Raw genomic sequence first — 20,572 nt, forward strand, 5'->3', positions numbered from 1 at the left:
TAGAGTTGCGGGTATTAGAGGTTCACTAGGCGAGGTTTGCGATGTCCCGCATGATCCGTTTTCACAAATTCGGCCAGGCCGAGGTGCTCAAGTGCGAGGACGTGGCCACGCCGCAACCGGCTGCCGGTGAAGTACAGGTGCGGGTGCAGGCTATCGGCATCAGCTGGTACGACGTGCTGTGGCGGCAGAACCTGGCGCCGTCCCATGCGCGCCTGCCAGCCGGCATCGGCCACGAAATGGCCGGTGTGGTGACCGCCCTCGGCGCCGGCGTCGACGACCTGGCCATCGGCGACAAGGTCGCCAGCTTTCCGGCCACCAGCCCCAACGAGCACCCGGTGTATGGCGAGGTCATCGTGCTGCCGCGCAACGCACTGACCCGCTACCCCGATATCCTCAGCCCGATCGAGGCCAGCGTGCACTACACGCCGCTGCTGATCGCCTATTTCGCCTATGTCGACCTGGCGCGGGCCAAGGCCGGGCAGACCGCCCTGGTCACCGACGCCAGCCACTGTGCCGGGCCGGCCTTCGTGCAGCTGGGCAAGGCCCTGGGCCTGAAGGTGATCGCCGCCACCAAGGACAGCGCCGAGCGCGACAACCTGCTCAAGCTGGGGGCAGAGAAGGTCATCGTGACCGAAGAGCAGGACCTGCTCATGCAGATCAACAAGTACACCGACAACCGCGGCGTGGACATGGTGCTCGATGGCCTGGGTGGCCCGCAGATGTCGTTGCTGGGCGATGTGCTGGCGCCACGCGGCAGCCTGGTGCTGTACGGCCTGCAGGGCGGCAACCAGACGCCGTTCCCGGCCTGTGCGGCGTTCCAGAAGAACATCCAGTTCTTCGTGCACTGCGTGAGCAACTTCACCGGCAAGCCGGAGCTGGGCATCACCCAGGACCAGTTGGCGCTGCAGCGCGCACTGCGCGATATCAACCAGTTCACCGCCGACCGCCAGGTATTGCCACACATCATCAAGGCCTACCCGTTCGACGAGGTCGTCGCCGCACACCGCCACATGGACGAGTGCCCGTGTGGAGGCCGCGTGGTACTGGTGCTGCCTGACGCCTGACAGGCTGCGCGACACGCCAAGCCCGAGCCGAGTCTCGGGCTTTTTTGTGGAAATTTCTTATTAAAGTTTCAGATGTTTCCTATTTAACTTGTGCGGACTAAGTACGGCGCTTGCGTTATGTTGTGGGCGTGGGAATAAAGACTTTCCGGTGTCCGTAAAATTACATCTTCGCGTGGAAGGGCTGCTGTTTCCTATGGGCGTCGGGCACTGTCGTGCCTAAGGCGGCGCTGTTCATCCAACCATCAATCATCTCAAGGAGCGAGATATGGTGTGCCAGCTGTACTGTTCATGGAGGTGGGGCCCTCGCACGCAACGCGCCGGGGGGCGCTGTCCGGGGCAAGGGTGGTCATCGGGCGATGCTGTTTCGACCTGAGTCGGAATAATCGTAGGAAGTTGTAAGAAACATCCTAAGACCATCATTCTTTTTTTAATTCACTTTGCCGTTGTTACGCAACGATGTCCTGTTACCCGCATCGGGTAACTTCCGGCTGACGGCAGTCGTTATCGAATCAGGTATACACCATGAGTACCCTCCACGATCAAGCCATGACTCACATTTACCAGCAGGTCCTGCAGCGACTGCTCGAGTGCCTTACCCAGGGCCAGCGCGCGTCGCTGCAATTGCTTATCCAGCGCATGCTGGTGGCCGCCGGCGGGATCGAGCGCATAGGCGACTTCAAGGTGATGCTGGCCCATGGCGGCGGCAAGGACAGCTCCTTCGCCCTGGCGTTTCTGCGCGCCGCGCAGTTGAGCATTGCGGCGCGTGCGCCGGCCACCTTCGAGCTGCGCGTGGTCACCGCCCGCCATGTGGGCATGTCGACGGCGGTGATCGAGAACATCGAGCGTGGCTATTCGGCGCTGGTGCTGCATGACGACCTGCGGGTCGAGCTGCTGGTGCTGGACGACGGCGGCCTCCAGCACTTCGATGCACTCAAGCCGCTGTCGCCGCGTCAGCAGCAGGTCGAGCGCTTCGACACCCTGGTTGCCGGGCACCTGACCGCCGGCCAGGTGCGGCCGATGTTCTGCAATCGCTTCTACCTGGCGCTGGCCGAACTCTACCGCCAGGGCATGGGCTGGGAGGGCGGGGTGGACGCATTGATCAACGCCGACCCGATGCCCGAGCGCAAACGCTACCTGGCGTGGGGCCGCCGCATGATGCGCGAGGCCGGGTTGAGCAGTGCAAGGCCGGCCCACTCACACCCTGGCGCCCTGTTGCAGGGCCTTGGCCAACTGCGCCGCATCTACCTCAACGAGGTGCTGGGCCTGCCAGCCGAGCCCCTTCGGCAGGTCCCGGGCCCCCGCCGTATCCCGCGCTTCATCGACATCGCCGACCTGCTGCAGGACAGCCAGCAGGGGCAGAGCGTGCTGCTGCTCGAATTTCTCAGGTTTCGCTATGACGAGCTGGCCCTGGGTTTCAGCCAGTCGGCCTGTGCCAACCCGTTGCTGATGGCACACCTTGCCGGGCTGCGCGCGCAGTGGGTGCAGGGGCAGGACTATGCGCTGGGCATTGCCGAGCACCTGCAGCAGGTCAAGGCCCAGCTGCGGCGCAAACCGGTGCCGGCGGCGCTGCAGGCACTGGCCATGGAAACCTGGCAAGACCGCGAGCGCCACGGCCAGCGCCGCCGCCTGGCGGACAACTTCGCCCTGCAGGGCTACAACCTGAACGAAGAACAGCTGGCCTGCCTGCTGTTCGCGCCCTTCGTCGACCGCGGGCGCAACCTGGAGCGCTTCGTACAGGCGCGGCACCCCGGCATGCAGGCGGCGCTGCCCTACCTGCACAAGGCACTCAAGGGCGTACCCTCGCCACAGCCCATGGTGCAATGGCTGGAGGAGATCAGCGGCTTGTCCCTGAGCACGCTGCAGATGCTCTACCAGCGCGAAAGTGAAGCGGCCGCCGGTGGACGTTCGCTGCTGGCGCGGGCCCGGGATAGCGATCCGGGCCGGTTGCGCCATTGATCCGCTGAGGTTGCCAAGCCCGCCTGTCTGTATGTATAACCAGTGGATTCCTTCTGCTGGTTACCCGCTCCGTGATCGCCCATTCCGTCGCCGACCCGTTCTATTACCTGTGCAACTTTCAGCAGGTACTGGCCTGGGTGCAACTGCGCTACGCCGACCTGCTCGATGAACACGAACACGCCTTCATTCAACAGTTCGCGACGCTGGGCCAGGCCTCCCAGGCCCTGCTGGTACGCATGGTGATGCGCAAGGGCGTGATGTTTCGCGCCAGCAAGCTGACCTACCTAGAAATCGGCGCAATCGAGCCTGCCGCCGCGCCGCTGGTGGCGCTGGGCTGGCTCGACGACCAGCCGAGCCTGGGCCTGGACCACCTGTTCCAGTTGCTGCGCAAGGACGAAATCGCCCGCTGTTTCGCCGACGTGCTGGAGCGCCCGCGGGCTGCCAAGGGCGAACTGCTCGAACAGTTGTCGGCGCTGTATGCCGAGGCCAGGCCCCTGCGTCAGTGGTGGCCCGAATTCGACGAACCGGTGTACGTGCTGCACCTGCAGGCGCTGTGCGATCGTCTGCGCCTGCTGTTTTTCGGCAACCTGCACCAGGACTGGTCGGAGTTCGTGCTCGCCGACCTTGGCCTGCTGCGCTACGAGCAGGTCGCGTTCGGCGAGGATTCCCGGGCGCTGCGCGAGCGCGCCGATATCGACCTGTGCCTGGCCCTGCACACCTGTGCCGAGCAGCTCGAGGCCGGGCAGCCGGTCGAGCAGGTGCTGGCACTGCTGGACGGCCTGCAGCCGAGCAACCCGTGGCTGGAACGGCGCCGCGCCAGGTTGCTGTTCCAGCTTGGCCAGCATTGCGAGCGCAGCGGCGACTGGGCCCAGGCCCTGAACATCTACCCCCGCAGCAACCACCCCCAGGCACGTATCCGGCATATCCGCGTGCTGGAGCGCAGCGCCGATCATGCCGCCGCCCTGGAGCTTGCCAGCGTAGTGGGCGCCAAACCGGCCAACGCGCTGGAGGTCCAGGCGCTGGCGCGCATCGTGCCCCGCCTGCAGCGCAAGCTGGGCGGCCCGCCACAGCGTCGGCGCGCCCCGGCAGCGATCAGCCGGCTGGACCTGTGCCTGCCTGTCGATCTGTCGACGCTTGGCGTGGAGCAGGCGGTGCAGGTGCACCTGGCGGCCGATGACGGGCCGGTGCACTACGTCGAGAACACCCTGTTCAACAGCCTGTTCGGGCTGCTGTGCTGGGAAGCCATCTTCGCGCCCGTGCCCGGCGCGTTCTTCCACCCGTTCCAGAGCGGCCCGCTGGACCTGCACGACGCCGGCTTCCAGGCGCGCCGCGCCGAGCATTTTGCCGCCTGCCTGGGGCAGCTGGACGATGAGCGCTACCGCCACACCATCCTGGCCAACTACCAGGCCAAGCACGGCCTGCAATCACCCTTCGTGTACTGGGAGCTGCTGGATGCCACGCTGTTGCAGCAGGCCCTGGACTGCCTGCCGGCGGCGCACCTCAAGCGCTGCTTCGAGCGCCTGCTGGAGGATATCCAGGCCAACCGCGCCGGCATGCCCGACCTGATCCAGTTCTGGCCCGGGCAACGGCGCTACCGCATGATCGAAGTGAAGGGCCCGGGCGATCGCCTGCAGGACAACCAGCTGCGCTGGATCGCCTTCTGCACCGAGCACGGCCTGCCCGTCGAGGTGTGCCACGTGCAGTGGGCACAGCCGGCAGCATGAGCTACAAGGTAGCGGTGCGTGCGCTGTGCGAGTTCACCGCCAAGGTCGGTGACCTGGACCTGCGCTTCACCCCGTCGCCCTCGGCCCAGGAGGGCATCACCGGCCACCGCACGGTGGTTACGCGCCGGGGTCGGGGCTATGAGTCGGAGGTGGCGCTGGAGGGGCAGTTCGAGCAGTTGCAGGTACGCGGGCGCGCCGACGGCTACAACCCGGCGCTCAACCGCCTGGAAGAGATCAAGACCTACCGCGGCGACCTGGCCAGCCAGCCCGACAACCACCGCCAACTGCACTGGGCACAGGCCAGGGTGTATGGCTGGCTGCTGTGCCAGCAGCGAGAACTGGCCGAGGTGAACCTGGCGCTGGTGTACCTGGACGTGGACAGCGACCGCGAAACCCTGGTGGAGGCCCGCCATACCGCCGCCGAACTCGAGCAGTTCTTCATCGCCCAGTGCACGCTGTTCCTGCGCTGGGCCCAGCAGCAGATGCAACGCCAGGCCTTGCGCAACAGCGGCCTGCAGGCGCTCGCGTTCCCCCACGCCAGCTTTCGTACCGGGCAGCGCGAGCTGGCCGAGACCGTGTACAAGGCGGTAAGCACCGGCCGCTGCCTGATGGCCCAGGCCACCACCGGCATCGGCAAGACGCTGGGCACGCTGTTCCCGTTGCTCAAGGCGATGGTGCCGCAGCAACTGGACAAGGTGCTGTTCCTGACCGCCAAGACGCCGGGGCGGGCGCTGGCGCTGGAGGCCGTGCAGCGGGTCATGCACGCCAGCCCCGAGCTGGCCCTGCGTAGCCTGGAACTGGTGGCACGGGAAAAGGCCTGCGAGTTTCCCGGCACCGCCTGCCACGGCGAAGCCTGCCCTTTGGCCAAGGGCTTCTACGATCGCTTGCCCGCCGCCCGCCAGGCCGCCGCGCAGCAGCCGGTGCTGGACCAGGCCCGCCTGCGCGAGGTAGCCCTGGCGCACCAGGTGTGCCCGTACTACCTGGGGCAGGAGATGGCGCGCTGGGTGGATGTGCTGGTGGGCGACTACAACTACTACTTCGACCAGAGCGCCTTGCTGTTCGGCCTGGCCCAGCTCGACCAGTGGCGGGTGGCGGTGCTGGTGGACGAGGCGCACAACCTGGTGGAGCGTGCACGCCAGATGTACAGCGTGAGCCTCGATCAATGGCAATTGAAGGCCCTGCGGCGTGATCCCCCGGCAGGCATGGCCAACGCCTTGCAGCGCCTTGACCGGGCCTGGAACGCCGTGCACAAGGACCAGGACGTTCCCTACCGCGCCACCGGCCAGTTGCCCGAGGCCTTTCTCAAGGCGCTGCAGCGTTTTGTCAGCCATGTGCAGGACAGCATGAACCAGCAGCCTGCCGGCGTCGAAGGGCCGCTGTTGCAGCTCTTCTTTCAGGCTTCGCAGTTCCTGCGCCTGTGTGAGGTGTTCGACGAGCATTTCGTGTTCGATATCAGCAAGCGCGACGGCCCGGGCCGGCGCAGCCTGTCCACCCTGTGCCTGCGCAACGTGGTGCCCGCGCCGCTGATCGGCCCGCGCATGGCCGCTGCGCGCAGCGTCACGCTGTTTTCCGCCACCCTCAGCCCACGCCACTACTACGCCGACCTGCTCGGCCTGCCGGCCGACACCGCGTGGCTGGATGTGGCCTCGCCGTTTGCCGCCGAGCAGTTGCAGGTGCGCGTGATCAGCAGCGTGTCGACGCGTTTCCAGCACCGGCAGGCGTCACTGGCGCCGATCGTGGAACTGATCGCCGAGCAGTACCGCCTCCAGCCGGGCAACTACCTGGCGTTCTTCAGCAGCTTCGACTACCAGCAGCAGGTGGCGCGGCTGCTGGCCGAGCGCTACCCGCACATCGTGCAATGGTCGCAGTCGCCCGGCATGGACGAGGCGCAGCGCAAGGGCTTTCTCGAACGCTTTGTCGAAGACGGGCAGGGCGTGGGCTTCGCCGTGCTGGGCGGGGCGTTCGGCGAAGGGGTCGACCTGCCGGGCACCCGGCTGATCGGCGCCTTCGTTGCCACCCTGGGGCTGCCCCAGGTCAACCCGGTGAACGAACAGCTCAAGCTGCGCATGGGCGCTCTGTTCGACGCGGGCTTCGACTACACCTACCTGTACCCCGGCGTGCAGAAGGTGATCCAGGCGGCCGGGCGGGTGATACGTGGCACTGAAGATCGCGGTGTGGTCATGCTGATCGACGACCGTTTTGCCGAGCCCCGGGTGCAGCGGATGTTTCCCGGCTGGTGGGCACCGCAGTACAAATAGTCGCGGCGGGCGGGATCGCCGCCGTCGCGTTGTGGTCGAAGTGCCAGTAAACTGCGTATTTTCATCACCCTGTACATCTTTACTTGAGGTTTTGCATGAAGCTCAGTCCCTTGGCGGGTAAACCGGCGCCAGCCTCCGTGCTGGTCGATATCCCCCAGCTGCTGACCGCGTACTACACCGGCCAGCCCGATGCAGGCGTCGCCACCCAGCGCGTTGCCTTTGGCACGTCGGGGCACCGCGGCAGCTCCGTGGACCTGGGCTTCAACGAAGCGCACGTGCTCGCCATCAGCCAGGCCATCTGCCTGTACCGCAAGGCGCAGGGCATCGACGGGCCGCTGTTCATCGGCATCGACACCCATGCGCTGTCGACCCCGGCGGCAGCTACCGCACTGGAGGTGCTGGCAGCCAACGGCGTCGAGGTGATGCTGGCCAAGGATGACGAGTACACCCCGACCCCGGCCATCTCCCACGCCATCATCTGCTACAACCGTGGCCGCAGCCGTGGCCTGGCCGACGGCATCGTGATCACCCCGTCGCACAACCCGCCGCAAAGTGGCGGCTTCAAGTACAACCCGCCCAATGGCGGCCCGGCCGACAGCGACGTGACCAAGTGGATCGAGGCCAAGGCCAACGAGCTGCTGGCCGACGGCCTCAAGGGCGTACAGCGCATGGGCCATGCACAGGCCCTCAAGGCCAGCACCACGCACCGTCACGACTACCTGGGCAGTTACGTCAGCGACCTGGTCGATGTGATTGATTTCGATGTGATTCGTGGTGCGGGCCTGCGCCTGGGTGTCGACCCGCTGGGCGGCGCCGGGGTGCGTTACTGGTCGGCGATTGCCGAGCACTACAAGCTCGACCTGGACGTGGTCAACACCGAGGTCGACCCCACGTTCCGCTTCATGTGCGTGGACTGGGACGGCCAGATCCGCATGGACCCGTCCTCGCCTTACGCCATGCAGGGCCTGATCGGCCTGCGCGATCGGTTCGACGTGGCGTTCGGCTGCGACCCCGACCATGACCGCCACGGCATCGTCACCCCGTCAGGCGGCCTGCTGGCGCCGAACAACTACCTGGCGGTGTCCATCGACTACCTGTTCCAGAACCGCCCGCAATGGCGCGCCGATGCGGCCGTGGGCAAGACCGTGGTCAGCAGCGGCATGATCGACCGCGTGGCGGCACGCCTGGGGCGTCGCCTGTACGAAGTGCCGGTGGGCTTCAAGTATTTCGCCGATGGCCTGTTCGACGGTTCGCTGGGCTTTGGTGGGGAGGAGAGCGCCGGCGCCTCGTTCCTGCGCAAGGACGGCACGGTGTGGAGCACCGACAAGGACGGCCTGATCCCGTCGCTGCTGGCGGCAGAGATGACCGCCCGTACCGGGCGCGACCCAAGCCAGGCATACGAGGCGCTGACCGAGGCGCTGGGCAGGCCGTTCTCCACCCGGGTGGATGCCAAGGCCACGCCGCAGCAGAAGGCCCAGTTGGGCAAGCTGTCGCCGCAGCAGGTCAAGTCGACCACGCTGGCAGGCGAGCCGATCGAGCAGATCCTCAGCCATGCGCCGGGCAACGACCAGGCGATTGGCGGGTTGAAGGTGATGACGGCCAACGGCTGGTTCGCGGCGCGGCCGTCGGGCACCGAAGACATCTACAAGATCTATGCGGAGAGCTTCGTCGACGACGCGCACCTGCAGCGCCTGGTGGGTGAGGCGCAGGAGCTGGTGGACGCTGCCATCGCCTAAAAGCATCGCGGGTCAAGCCCGCTCCCACAAGGTTTTGCGGCGTTCGCAAACCCTGTGGGAGCGGGCTTGACCCGCGATGACGTCGGTACCTACGCCACATCCACCAGCACAATCTCGCTGTCTTGCAGCGCCACCACCCTGAGCACCTGCTCATCCTCCACCGCCACCCCGTCGCGGGCCTCGGCGCGCAGGCCATTGACCTCGATCACGCCCTTGGCCGGCACCAGGTAGGCCCGGCGACCCGCATCGATGCGGTACTCGGCGCTTTCCCCGGCCTTCAGCGTCGCCGCCACCAGCCGCGCATCGGCGCGGATCCCCAGGCTGCCTTCATCCCCCTCGCGCCCGCTGGCCAGGGTCACGAACCCTTCGCCGCGCTCGCCCTTGGGAAACGGCCGCACGCCCCACGACGGTGCCTGGCCCACACGCTGGGGCACAATCCAGATCTGGAAGATCCGCGTGTCCACGGCCTCCACGTTGTACTCGCTGTGGGTGATGCCGGTACCGGCGCTCATCACCTGCACGTCACCGGCTTCGGTACGGCCCTTGTTGCCCAGGCTGTCCTGGTGGGTGATCGCGCCTTCACGCACATAGGTGATGATCTCCATGTCGCGGTGCGGGTGCGGCGGGAACCCGCTGCCGGCGGCGATCAGGTCGTCGTTCCATACCCGCAGCGTGCCCCAGTTCATGCGGCGCGGATCGTGGTATTCGGCAAAGGAGAAGTGATGGTGGGCATCCAGCCAGCCATGGTTGGCGTGGCCAAGGGTGTCGAAGGGGCGCAGTTGCAGCATGCTCGTGTCCTCGGTAATCAGGTGGATGGCGCTGATGATCCTCTCGATAAACATCGAAAAAAAGCGTAAATATCGGCTAAATATGATCGTTATATTCGATGTATAACCTGCGGTAGTTTCGCCGCTTCGTCGCCTAATCCACTGATCTGAAAGCATTCGGCTGGTGATTTGGTCGTGATAAAGCGAACATGGCCGCTGATTGAATTGATTGCCGGAGTCGGTGTGTCACACGAGCGTCCCAAGCTACCCACGGATCTAACCCCACCCGCGCAACTGCCCTGGGTCAGACGTCTGGCCGCACGCCTGCTGGGCCGTGGCCTGAGCCGGTTGCAGGCACAGCACCGCGATTCGTGGTTCCAGGGCCATGCCAACGGCCAGCGCACCGGGCATGCCGACGGGCTGCGTGAAGGCTATGAAGAAGGGCGCGTGGACGGTTTCGAGGCCGGGCGCCAGGTGCTGGTGATCCGCGATACGCGCCCGGATGCCCACGGCGTGCCGGGGCTGGACGATGCCCTGTTCGACGACTGGCGCCTGCCGCTGACCCCCGAGCTGAAGAAGCGCTTCAAGGCCGACGTCGCCGCGCGCCTGCCGGCCCACGCCCAACCCAGCGCAGCGCAGTGGAAGATGATCTTCAGCGACACGCCGTCCACCTGCGTGATCGCCGGCGCCGGCGCTGGCAAGTCCACCTCGCTGGTGCTGCGTATCCTGTTGCTGCGCCATTACCTGGGCTTCGAGCTGGAGGCCATGACCGTGGTCACCTTCACCCGCGAGTCGCGCAAGGACTTCATTGCCCGCCTGGTGCAGGTGTTCGGCCTGTGGCAACTGGCCCTGAGCCCGGTGCAGGCGCGTGAGCTGGTGCGCACCTTCCATTCGCGCATCCTGCCGCTGGTGCGCAGCCTGCCGGGCTTCAGCCAGGTGCGGGCGTTCGAGACCCTGGGCAGCGAGCAGCCCGGGGGCAGCGAGGCGGGCGTGGACAGCAACCCGTTCGACCTGCGCATCAACGATGCCCAGCGCCAGCAACTCAACCTGTGCTACCGCGACCTGCTGCACACCAGCCCGCGGTTCGCCGAGCTGATTGCCGGGCTGCGCCGCGAAGCCTTGCAGCTCAAGGCCCTGGACCGCGACCACCCCGACGTGCAGAAGCGCGTGGCGGTGACCCAGCTGTCGTCCGGGCGCGACGAAGAGCTGTGCGACGTGATCGAAGACCTGTGGTTCCAGGCGGGTGCCTGGCCGATCAAGGGCATCGAGCCCAGCCGCGAAACCGTCGAAATCAACGGCAGCCGCTTTCATTTCCACGGCCATATCGCCGAGCTGGACGCCTGGGTGGTGCTGGGTTTCGACCCCAAGGAGAATCAGCAGTACAAGCGCCCCGGCGCCAAGCTGCCGGTGTGGGCCGAATGGGTGATCAAGCGCACGCTGTTCCAGGCGTTCTGCGACAAGCCGGTGATCTGGCTGGAAAACTACGCGGCGGCCAAACGCCTCACCGCCTCGCTGGCCGGCGATGCGGTGGCCGGGCCGGGCTTTGACTACAAGGTAAAGGGCGAGCTGGGCGCGGCGCCCTTGCTGGATGCGTTCGTCGGCGCTGCCGGGTTCATCGAGAACCTGGGGTTGGATGTGAGCGTGGCGGTGGGCGGCATGAGCTTCCCGCAGGGCGACACCGACGCGCTGTTCTTCGAGGCCCTGAGCCTGTACTGGAAGGCGCTGGAGGCGCACCTGCTGGCACAGTCGCCGCCGATCATGAGCTACAACCGCATGTTCGCCCTGTTCGGCGAGAACAACCCGGAAAACCTGCGCCTGCTGCCCGACCCGATGCTGCGCCCGTTGTCGCACCTGATGATCGACGAGTTCCAGGACGTGTCGCCGCAGATCGTCTCGTGGCTGCGCGCCTGCCTGCGCGAGATCCGCCGGCGCGGCCCGGCCATGCACGTGGGGCAGGTGGCGCAGCATTCCTCGCTGCTGTGCGTGGGGGACGACTGGCAGTCGATCTATGGCTGGCGCGGCAGCTCGCCCAAGTACTTCATGGAGTTCGCCAAGCAGTTCGTCGCCCCCAGCACCACCCGCGTGATGCTGGCCGACAACTACCGCAGCCACCAGCACATCATCGATGCAGCCGAGCATATCGTTAAGTCGGCCCCGGCAATTGCCGGCAAGAAGGCCCGTGCCTGCGGCCCGGCGGCCGAGCAGCCGGTGCCGGTGATGGTGATGGAGCGCGACGAAGCCACACTGGCCCGGCAGTTGATGGACCACTACCGCGATGGCGAGTCGGTGATGCTGCTGTACCGCAAGAGCGTCGACAAGTCGGTGATTGCCGAGCACCTGCAGCCCTTGCTCAACCACGAGGCCAGCCTGCCGGCGGCGCAGCGGCGGTTCCGCCAGCTCACCTACCACAGCGCCAAGGGCCTGCAGGCCGATGCGGTGTTCATGCTCGGTGACTGCCAGCACCTGACGCGCTCGCCGTACAAGAACCAGGTGTACCGCCAGGCCGGGCTGGGCCGGGCGGGCGACCCCGAAGGCTACGACAACGCCCAGAAGGACGAGATCCTGCGCCTGGCCTACGTGGCCATCACCCGCGCGATCAAGCACTGCTACTGGCATGTGGAGACGCCGACCGGGGAGGCGGCGAACCTGCCCCGGGCGTCTGTTCAGGTGGACGGGAACAAGGCCTGCTTCGAAGACCTGCGCGGGGCGCAGCCTCAGGACGCCTCGCGGTAGGGGTTGCGTGGGTCGTGCAGCCAGTCCAGGAACGGCTTGCCGGTGTCCTGGGGCACCATCTCGATGCAGCCCTCCACCGGGCAGGTGATCTGGCACAGGTTGCACCCCACGCACTCGGCGTCGATCACCTCGTAGCGGTGCCCGCCCTCGGCCTTGACCAGGCTGGCGATGGCCTGGTGCGAGGTGTCTTCGCAGGCAATGTGGCAGCGCCCGCAGCCGATGCAGGCCTGCTGGTCGATCCTGGCGATCACCTGGTAGTTGATGTCCAGGTATTTCCAGTCGGTGGTGTGGCCCACCGCGCGCCCGCGAAAGTCCTGCAGGCTGTGGTAGCCCTGACTGTCCATCCAGCGCGAGAGGCCGTCCTTCATTTCATCGACGATGCGAAAGCCATGCAGCATCGCCGCGGTGCACACCTGCACCGAGCCGCAACCCAATGCAATGAACTCGGCGGCATCCCGCCAGCTGCCGATGCCGCCGATGCCACTGATGGGCAGCCCGTGGGTGGCCGGGTCGCGGGCGATCTCGGCCACCATGTTCAGCGCGATCGGCTTCACTGCCGAACCGCAGTAGCCACCGTGGGTACTGGCCTCGCCGACGATCGGCAGGGCGATCATGCGCTCAAGGTCGACGCTGGTGATCGAGTTGATGGTGTTGATCAGCGACACTGCGTCGGCGCCGCCGCGGTGCGCGGCGCGGGCCGACTGGCGGATGTCGGTGATGTTGGGGGTGAGCTTGACGATCACCGGCAGCGAGCAGTAGGTCTTGCACCAGCGTGTCACCTGCTCGACGTACTCCGGCACCTGGCCCACCGCCGCGCCCATGCCGCGCTCGGGCATGCCGTGGGGGCAGCCGAAGTTCAGCTCGATGCCGTCCGCCCCGGTGGCCTCCACCAGCGGCAGGATGGTTTTCCACGCGTCCTCCACGCACGGCACCATCAGCGATACGATCAGCGCGCGGTCGGGCCAGGCCTTTTTCACCTGGGTGATCTCGCGCAGGTTGATCTCCAGCGAGCGGTCGGTAATCAGCTCGATGTTGTTGATGCCCAGCACCTCGCGGTTGGGCCCGAAGTGCGCCGAGTAGCGTGACGACACGTTGACGGCGGCGGGGTCTTCGCCCAGGGTTTTCCAGACCACGCCACCCCAGCCGGCCTCGAACGCACGTATCACGTTGTAGGCCTTGTCGGTGGGCGGTGCGGAGGCCAGCCAGAACGGGTTGGGCGCCTTGATGCCAGCGAATTCGATCGACAGGTCTGCCATTTATGCGGCCTCCACGTTGTGGGTCAGTTGGGCATGGATGGCCTCGGCGGCCCGCTTGCCGTGCTGCACGGCCTGTACGGTGAGGTCCTGGCCCAGGTGCGTGCAGTCGCCGCCGGCGTACACGCCCGGCAGGCTGGTGCGCAGGTTGTCGTCCACGCGGATACGCTCGCCATCACGCTCCAGTTGCAGGGCCTGCGGGTCGCTCAGGGCCTGGCCGTCGAAGGCCTGGCCGATGGCCTTGAAGATCGCATCCGCCGCCAGTTCGAAGGTTTGCCCAGTGGTTTGCAGACGCCCGTCCACCAGGTGCGTGCGGGCAAAGCGCATGCCGCGCACCCGGCCCTGGTCGTCGAGCAGCACCTGCTCGGGCTGGGCCCAGGTCAGCAGCCGTACCTGGTTGGCCTTGGCGATGTCCTGTTCATGCTGGGTGGCGCCCATGTCCTGCAGGCCACGGCGGTACACCAGGTTGACGTCATGGGCGCCCAGGCGGGCCATCTGTACTGCCATGTCGATGGCGGTGTTGCCGGCGCCGAGCACGATGCAGCGTTCGGCCAGGGGCAGGGTGCTCAGGTCGTCGGCCTGGCGCAGCTCGCGGATGTACTCGGTGGCGCTGAGCAGGCCGGGGGCGCCTTCGTCGGGCAGGCCCAACTGGCGGCTGGCGGCCAGGCCCAGGCCGAGGAACACCGCGTCGAACTGCTGTTGCAGCTCGCCCAGGCTGAGGTTGTCGCCCAGCACCTGGCCGTGGCGGATCTCGATACCGCCCACCTGCAGCACGAAGTCCAGCTCGCGCTGGGCGAAGTCGTCCACCAGCTTGTACTTGGCGATGCCGTATTCGTTGAGGCCGCCGGCCTTTTCCCGTGCTTCGAAAATCACCACCTCATGCCCGTGCCAGGCCAGCCGGTGGGCGCAGGCCAGGCCTGCGGGGCCGGCGCCGACCACGGCGATGCGCTTGCCGGTGCTGGGCGCACGCTGGAACGGGTGCTCGGCGAACTCGGCATGATCGACCGCGTAGCGTTGCAGCAGGCCGATCAGCACCGGGGCGCATTCCTGGGCGTTGTTGCGCACGCAGGCCTGCTGGCAGAGGATCTCGGTGGGGCACACCCGGGCGCAGCTGCCACCGAGGATGTTGGCCGAGAGAATCTTGATGGCCGCGCCCTGCACGTTGTCCTGCTGGATGTTGCGGATGAAGGAGGGGATGTCGATGTCGCTGGGGCAGGCGTCGACGCAGGGGGCGTCGTAGCAGTACAGGCAGCGCGCGCTTTCCACGGCGGCCTGGCGCGGGGTGAGGGGTGGAGCCAGGTCGCTGAAATGCGTGGCGAGGGTGGCGTTGTCGTCTTGCGGGTGCGGGAGATGGTTCAAGGCGTTGATCACGGTAGTGGCCTCTTTGTTTTTTTATAGAAACCGGGGCGCTGGCGCGCCCATCGCGGATCAAGCCCGCTCCCACCGGGATCGCACGACACCTGTGGGAGCGGGCTTGACCCGCGATGCTTTAAAGGCTCAGCGCTTGACCGCGCCGGGCCTGCACTGCTGCGCACGCTTGCTCAGCAGGTCGAACACCGCCGGGTATGCCGGCCGTTCGACATAGCGCCCGGCGCCGCGCTCGGCGCGCAGGTCGCCGTCGGCCCACACCAGCTTGCCCTGGCTGATGGTATGGCTGGGCACCCCGCGCACCGTCTTGCCTTCGAAGATGTTGAAGTCGACATTCTGGTGGTGGGTCTTGGCCGAGATGGTGCGCGTGCCATGCGGGTCCCACAGCACCAGGTCGGCATCGGCGCCGACCCGCAGCGCACCCTTGCGTGGGTACAGGTTGAAGATCTTGGCGGTGTTGGTGGAGGTGAGGGCGACGAAGTCCTGCATCGACAGCCGGCCGGTGTTCACGCCTTCGTCCCACAGCACCGCCATGCGGTCCTCGATGCCCGCCGTGCCGTTGGGGATACGGCTGAAATCGTCACGCCCCGCGGCCTTCTGCTCGGCGCAGAAGCAGCAATGGTCGGTGGCGGTGGTATGCAGGTTGCCCGATTGCAGCCCGTGCCACAGGGCCTCCTGGTGCCCGCGCGGGCGAAACGGCGGGCTCATCACATAGCCGGCCGCCGTCTGCCAGTCGGGGTGCTGGTACACGCTGTCGTCCAGCAACAGGTGCCCGGCCAGCACTTCGCCGTACACCGGCTGGCCCTTGGCGCGGGCATAGGTGATCTCGTCCAGCGCCTCGCGGGTGGACACGTGCACCAGGTACAGCGGGGTGCCGAGGGTTTCGGCAATGCGGATGGCACGGCTGGCCGCTTCGCCTTCCACCTGCGAAGGGCGCGACAGCGGGTGCGCTTCGGGGCCGGTGATGCCCTGGGCCAGCAGCTTGCGCTGCAGGTGGTACACCAGCTCGCCGTTCTCGGCATGTACCGTGGGCACCGCGCCCAGCTCCAGGCAGCGCTCGAAGCTGCCGACCAGGGTGTCGTCGGCGGCCATGATCGCGTTCTTGTAGGCCATGAAGTGCTTGAAGCTGTTCACCCCGTGGTGGTTGACCAGTTCGGCCATTTCCTCGCGCACCTGCTCGCTCCACCAGGTGATGGCCACGTGAAAGCCGTAGTCGGCCGCCGATTTCTCGGCCCAGCCGCGCCACTGGTGAAAGGCTTCGAGCAGCGATTGCTGCGGGTTGGGGATCACAAAGTCGATAATCGAAGTGGTGCCGCCGGCCAGGCCGGCGGCCGTGCCGGTGTAGAAGTCCTCGCTGGCCACCGTGCCCATGAAGGGCAGCTGCATGTGGGTGTGGGGGTCGATGCCGCCGGGCATCAGGTACTGCCCGCTGCCATCGAGCACGGTACAGCCGGCGGGGACGTCGAGGTTGTGGCCGATGGCCTGGATCAGGCCGTCTGCGCAGTACACGTCGGCCGGGTAACTCTCGTCATGGGTAATCAGGGTGGCGCCACGAATCAAAAGCGTCATCACGAAGCTCCTCGCAGGCTTGACCGGTTGCTACCGGCTCTAGATTTTTGTCGTGATCGGCGCCGGAGTAATCCTGTCATCGCCGTCAAGAATTGAATCTAGTTGGCGATCCGGGATTGGGCAAGATTATTTTTTATATGCTTATTCTGTTTTCAACTTATTGAAAAATAAGAATAAAACTTCTTTTTACGGGTTAGGAGAGGTTTCTGGCGAGTCCTGTCTTGCTTGACAGGATGCGTAAATGGTCAAGATTTCTCAGATCACCTGACCGTGATTGCCTTACCTGCACGCGCAAGACTCCGGCGCCTCATCGCGAGGTGCACATAACCAGAAAAGTGGAGCGGCCAATGCACCAGACCCGATCGCAAGTGAGCGAGCGTGACGGCTTGTTCGAGCTCGACGCCGGCACCGACGTCCTCGACAGCCCTCGCTACAACCATGACATCGCCCCGACCAAGGTGGGGCAGCGCACCTGGAACAAATGGCACATCACCGCACTGTGGGTCGGCATGTCGATCTGCGTGCCCACCTACACCCTGGGCGGGGTGCTCACGGCGTACTTCGGCCTTACGGTGGGCGAGGCGCTGCTGGCGATCCTGCTGGCCAACACCATCGTGCTCATCCCGCTGACGCTCAATGCCTTCCCCGGCACCAAGTACGGCATCCCGTTCCCGGTGCTGCTGCGCTCCTCGTTCGGCATCATCGGCTCCAACGTGCCGTGCCTGATCCGCGCGCTGGTGGCGTGCGGCTGGTTCGGTATCCAGACGATGTTCGGCGGGCTGGCCATCCACCTCTTCCTGGGCTCGTTCTGGCCGGAATGGAAGGCGCTGGGCGGCACCGGCGAGGTCATCGGCTTCATGCTGTTCTGGTGCCTTAACCTGTGGGTGGTGCTGCGCGGCGCCGAGTCGATCAAGTGGCTCGAAACCCTGTCGGCACCGCTGCTGGTGCTGGTGGGTGCCGGGCTGCTGGTGTGGGCGCTGCCCAACGTGTCGTTCAGCGAACTGCTGGCGCAGCCGCCCAAACGCCCCGAAGGCGCCAGCGTGACCGGCTACTTCTTCGCCGGGCTGACCGCCATGGTGGGTTTCTGGGCCACGCTGTCGCTGAACATCCCGGACTTCAGCCGCTACGCCCGAAGCCAGAAGGACCAGATCCTGGGGCAGATCTTCGGCCTGCCGCTGACCATGTTCCTGTTTGCCGCGCTGGGGGTGGTGCTGACCGCTGCCTCGGCCTCGCTGGTGGGCGAGACGGTGTCCGACCCGGTGAGCCTGATCGGGCATATCCAGAGCCCGCTGTGGGTGGCGCTGGCCATGGCGCTGATCATCATCGCCACACTGTCGACCAACACCGCGGCCAACATCGTTTCGCCCACCAACGACTTCCAGAACCTGGCGCCCAAGTGGATCGGGCGTACCACCGCCGTGCTGCTGACCGGGCTGGTGGGCCTGCTGCTGATGGCCCATGAGCTGCTCAAGAAACTCGGCCTGATCGTCTCGGACGTGAGCCTGGAGTCGGTGTATTCCAACTGGCTGCTGGGCTATTCCAGCCTGCTGGGGCCGATTGCCGGGATCATGGTGGTGGACTACTTCCTGCTGCGCAAGCAGACCCTCGACCTTGCCGGGCTGTACCGCGACGACGTGTACCCGGCCTGGAACGCGACCGGCTTCATCGCCTTCGGCGTGCCGGTGGTGCTGACCCTGTTGTCGCTGCACAGCCCGGCGTTCAGCTGGTTCTACGACTTCGGCTGGTTCACCGGCTCGGCGCTGGGCGGGGTTATCTACTACGCCCTGGGCAGCCTGAAGGGCGCGCGTGCCACCAGCCTCAAACCCACCGTGTAACCCCACGGCCCGCAGAGGCCGGCCAAGCAGGAGATGCTCATGCAAACCGCTAAGGACGTTCTGCAAAGTACCCAGGCCCACATCGATGGCCAGCGCCTGTGGCAGTCGCTGATGGAGCTGGCGCAACTGGGTGCCACCGCCAAAGGCGGCGTATGCCGCCTGGCCCTGACCGACCTGGACCGCCAGGCCCGCGACCTGTTCGTGCAATGGACCGAGGCTGCCGGCTGCACCGTCAGCGTGGACGGGGTGGGCAACATCTTTGCCCGCCGGCCCGGGCGCAACCCGCAACTGCCGCCGGTGATGACCGGCAGCCATATCGACACCCAGCCCACCGGCGGCAAGTTCGATGGCTGCTTCGGGGTGCTGGCCGGGCTGGAAGTTCTTCGTACACTCAATGACTTGCAAATAGAAACTGAGGCGCCACTTGAGGTTGTGGTGTGGACCAACGAGGAGGGCTCGCGGTTCGCGCCGTGCATGATGGGCTCGGGCGTGTTCGCCGAGAAGTTCACCCTTCAGGAGACGCTGGCCAAGCGCGATGCCCAGGGCGTGAGCGTGGGCGAGGCGCTGAATGCGATCGGCTACGCCGGCACCCGCGCGGTCAGTGGGCACCCGGTGGGCGCCTATTTCGAGGCGCATATCGAGCAGGGGCCGATCCTGGAGGACCAGCGCAAGACCATCGGCGTGGTGCTCGGCGCGCTGGGGCAGAAATGGTTCGACCTCGCCCTGCGCGGTGTCGAGGCCCACGCCGGGCCGACCCCGATGCACCTGCGCAAGGACGCCCTGGTAGGCGCCAGTGCGGTGGTGGCGGCGGTCAACCGCGTGGCTCTGGAGCATCAGCCCCATGCGTGCGGCACGGTGGGCTGCCTGCAGGCGTACCCGGGCTCGCGCAACGTGATCCCCGGCGAGGTGCGCATGACCCTGGATTTTCGTCACCTGGAGCCGGCGCGGCTGGACTCGATGATCGCCCAGGTGCAGGAGGTGATCGCCGCGACCGCGCAGCAGCATGGGCTGACCTACACGCTGACGCCCACCGCGGACTTCCCGCCGCTGTACTTCGACAAGGGCTGCGTGGAGGCGGTGCGCAGCGCGGCGCAGGGGCTGGGCATGTCGCACATGGACATCGTCAGCGGGGCCGGGCACGACGCGATCTTCCTGGCCGAACTGGGCCCGGCCGGGATGATCTTCGTGCCGTGCGAGGGCGGCATCAGCCATAACGAAATCGAGAATGCCGACCCCAAGGACCTGGCGGCCGGGTGCGCAGTGCTGCTCAGGGCGATGCTGGCGGCGGCGCAGGCAGTGGCGCAGCGTGAAGCTGCTTAACTACATGAGGTTGTTGGATTATCTGATTGATATATATGAAATAAAAATCACAACTTAAAGTGGTTTCTAGGTTGTGGATGCTGGTCTCTTCGCCGGCAAGGCCGGCTCCTGCAACGCCAGTAGGAGCCGGCGTTGCCGGCGAAGGGTTCACCAGGCCCGGCAACAGCCCAGCGTTTTTTTGTCGATTGCCCGGCGCAGCCTGTATAAACTGCACGCCACCTTGCTGGTCGCTACCTGAACCGGCAGCTGAAACAAGAGAGTCGAGATGGGCGCACAGTGGAAAGCCAAGCATAGAGAAGTAGCAGCCAACGCCAAGGGCAAGATCATGGGCAAGCTGTCCAAGGAGATCCAGATCGCGGCCAAGGCCGGTGCCGACCCGGACATGAACCCGCGCCTGCGCCTGGCCGTGGAACAGGCCAAGAAGGCCTCGATGACCAAAGAGACCCTGGAACGCGCCATCCGCAAGGGCGCGGGCCTGGATGGCGACGCGGTGCAGTACCACCACGTTACCTACGAAGGCTTCGCCCCGCATCAGGTGCCGCTGATCGTCGAATGCCTGACCGACAACGTCAACCGCACCGTGGCGCAGATTCGCGTGCTGTTCCGCAAGGGCCAGCTGGGCGCTTCGGGTTCGGTGGCCTGGGACTTCAACCATGTCGGCCTGATCGAAGCCAGCCCTGAAACCCCTGATGCCGACCCGGAAATGGCCGCCATCGAAGCCGGTGCACAGGACTTCGCGGAAGGTGAAGAAGAGGGCTCGACCCTGTTCATCACCGACACCACCGACCTGGACGCGGTACAGAAGGCCTTGCCGCAACAGGGCTTCAAGGTGATCTCGGCCAAGATCGGCTACACCCCCAAGAACCCGGTCAGCGGGCTCAGCGACGAGCACATGGCTGAAGTCGAGGCATTCCTGGAAGCCATCGACGACAACGACGACGTGCAGAACGTGTACGTCGGCCTGGCGGGCTGATAACCCACTTCGCCGA

Annotated in this window: 13 protein-coding genes; 9 read left to right on the forward strand and 4 right to left on the reverse strand. The window is 66.1% G+C overall.

Translation table 11 applies throughout. The features are described 5' to 3' along the window. The first annotated feature begins 41 nt into the window (after positions 1–41). The 5 genes from N0B28_RS11340 to pgm all read left to right on the forward strand — a co-directional run bounded on the left by N0B28_RS11340 (position 42) and on the right by pgm (position 8,738). Entirely contained in the window at positions 42–1,064 is a 1,023-nt protein-coding gene (locus N0B28_RS11340) for a zinc-dependent alcohol dehydrogenase family protein (protein WP_275731840.1), read from the forward strand. Positions 1,065–1,610: 546 nt separating this feature from the next. Next, positions 1,611–3,020 (forward strand): hypothetical protein, encoded by a 1,410-nt coding sequence (locus N0B28_RS11345; RefSeq protein WP_143516651.1) that lies wholly within the window; start codon positions 1,611–1,613, stop codon positions 3,018–3,020. Positions 3,021–3,091: 71 nt separating this feature from the next. Continuing rightward, positions 3,092–4,744, forward strand: a complete 1,653-nt coding sequence (locus N0B28_RS11350; RefSeq protein WP_058540292.1) for a VRR-NUC domain-containing protein — start codon at positions 3,092–3,094, stop codon at positions 4,742–4,744. Further along, positions 4,741–7,002, forward strand: coding sequence for an ATP-dependent DNA helicase (locus N0B28_RS11355; RefSeq protein WP_253086942.1), 2,262 nt, complete (start codon positions 4,741–4,743; stop codon positions 7,000–7,002). The genes N0B28_RS11350 and N0B28_RS11355 overlap by 4 nt, the downstream gene beginning before the upstream one ends. Before the next feature lie 95 nt (positions 7,003–7,097). Then, positions 7,098–8,738, forward strand: a complete 1,641-nt coding sequence (pgm, locus tag N0B28_RS11360) for a phosphoglucomutase (alpha-D-glucose-1,6-bisphosphate-dependent) (RefSeq protein ID WP_275731843.1) — start codon at positions 7,098–7,100, stop codon at positions 8,736–8,738. Positions 8,739–8,827: 89 nt separating this feature from the next. Here the strand turns inward: pgm and N0B28_RS11365 are convergent, their stop codons facing one another. Next, positions 8,828–9,526 (reverse strand): pirin family protein, encoded by a 699-nt coding sequence (locus N0B28_RS11365; RefSeq protein WP_043864092.1) that lies wholly within the window; start codon positions 9,524–9,526, stop codon positions 8,828–8,830. 222 nt (positions 9,527–9,748) lie between these two features. Here N0B28_RS11365 and N0B28_RS11370 point away from each other — a divergent pair, with 222 nt between their 5' ends. Continuing rightward, entirely contained in the window at positions 9,749–12,238 is a 2,490-nt protein-coding gene (locus tag N0B28_RS11370) for a UvrD-helicase domain-containing protein (RefSeq protein WP_081315098.1), read from the forward strand. Here the strand turns inward: N0B28_RS11370 and preA are convergent. The 3 genes from preA to hydA form a co-directional block, all read right to left on the reverse strand. Then, complete coding sequence (gene preA, locus N0B28_RS11375) at positions 12,220–13,494, reverse strand: NAD-dependent dihydropyrimidine dehydrogenase subunit PreA (RefSeq protein WP_043863980.1); 1,275 nt, start codon at positions 13,492–13,494, stop codon at positions 12,220–12,222. The genes N0B28_RS11370 and preA overlap by 19 nt on opposite strands. After that, complete coding sequence (locus N0B28_RS11380; protein WP_275731846.1) at positions 13,495–14,862, reverse strand: NAD(P)-dependent oxidoreductase; 1,368 nt, start codon at positions 14,860–14,862, stop codon at positions 13,495–13,497. A gap of 126 nt (positions 14,863–14,988) precedes the next feature. Beyond that, positions 14,989–16,428, reverse strand: coding sequence for a dihydropyrimidinase (hydA, locus tag N0B28_RS11385; protein ID WP_054914390.1), 1,440 nt, complete (start codon positions 16,426–16,428; stop codon positions 14,989–14,991). Positions 16,429–16,775: 347 nt separating this feature from the next. Here hydA and N0B28_RS11390 point away from each other — a divergent pair, with 347 nt between their 5' ends. From N0B28_RS11390 to N0B28_RS11400, 3 genes are all read left to right on the forward strand, one after another. Continuing rightward, positions 16,776–18,263, forward strand: coding sequence for an NCS1 family nucleobase:cation symporter-1 (locus tag N0B28_RS11390; RefSeq protein WP_043863977.1), 1,488 nt, complete (start codon positions 16,776–16,778; stop codon positions 18,261–18,263). Positions 18,264–18,302: 39 nt separating this feature from the next. After that, positions 18,303–19,583 carry a Zn-dependent hydrolase gene (locus tag N0B28_RS11395; protein ID WP_275731848.1) on the forward strand — a complete coding sequence of 427 codons (1,281 nt, stop codon included), beginning with the start codon at positions 18,303–18,305 and terminating at the stop codon, positions 19,581–19,583. Positions 19,584–19,848: 265 nt separating this feature from the next. Continuing rightward, positions 19,849–20,556, forward strand: a complete 708-nt coding sequence (locus N0B28_RS11400) for a YebC/PmpR family DNA-binding transcriptional regulator (protein ID WP_043863975.1) — start codon at positions 19,849–19,851, stop codon at positions 20,554–20,556. Positions 20,557–20,572: the final 16 nt, after the last annotated feature.

It is taken from the genome of Pseudomonas sp. SD17-1 (genome assembly GCF_029201585.1).
GTDB lineage: Bacteria > Pseudomonadota > Gammaproteobacteria > Pseudomonadales > Pseudomonadaceae > Aquipseudomonas > Aquipseudomonas palmensis.

Bases quoted from the DNA above. Each gene is read 5' to 3' on its own strand.
- N0B28_RS11340 (WP_275731840.1), top strand. From the start codon at position 42: ATGTCCCGCATGATCCGTTTTCACAAATTCGGCCAGGCCGAGGTGCTC.
- N0B28_RS11345 (WP_143516651.1), top strand. From the start codon at position 1,611: ATGACTCACATTTACCAGCAGGTCCTGCAGCGACTGCTCGAGTGCCTT.
- N0B28_RS11355 (WP_253086942.1), top strand. From the start codon at position 4,741: ATGAGCTACAAGGTAGCGGTGCGTGCGCTGTGCGAGTTCACCGCCAAG.
- pgm (WP_275731843.1), top strand. From the start codon at position 7,098: ATGAAGCTCAGTCCCTTGGCGGGTAAACCGGCGCCAGCCTCCGTGCTG.
- N0B28_RS11365 (WP_043864092.1), bottom strand. From the start codon at position 9,526: ATGCTGCAACTGCGCCCCTTCGACACCCTTGGCCACGCCAACCATGGC.
- preA (WP_043863980.1), bottom strand. From the start codon at position 13,494: ATGGCAGACCTGTCGATCGAATTCGCTGGCATCAAGGCGCCCAACCCG.
- hydA (WP_054914390.1), bottom strand. From the start codon at position 16,428: ATGACGCTTTTGATTCGTGGCGCCACCCTGATTACCCATGACGAGAGT.
- N0B28_RS11390 (WP_043863977.1), top strand. From the start codon at position 16,776: ATGCACCAGACCCGATCGCAAGTGAGCGAGCGTGACGGCTTGTTCGAG.
- N0B28_RS11395 (WP_275731848.1), top strand. From the start codon at position 18,303: ATGCAAACCGCTAAGGACGTTCTGCAAAGTACCCAGGCCCACATCGAT.
- N0B28_RS11400 (WP_043863975.1), top strand. From the start codon at position 19,849: ATGGGCGCACAGTGGAAAGCCAAGCATAGAGAAGTAGCAGCCAACGCC.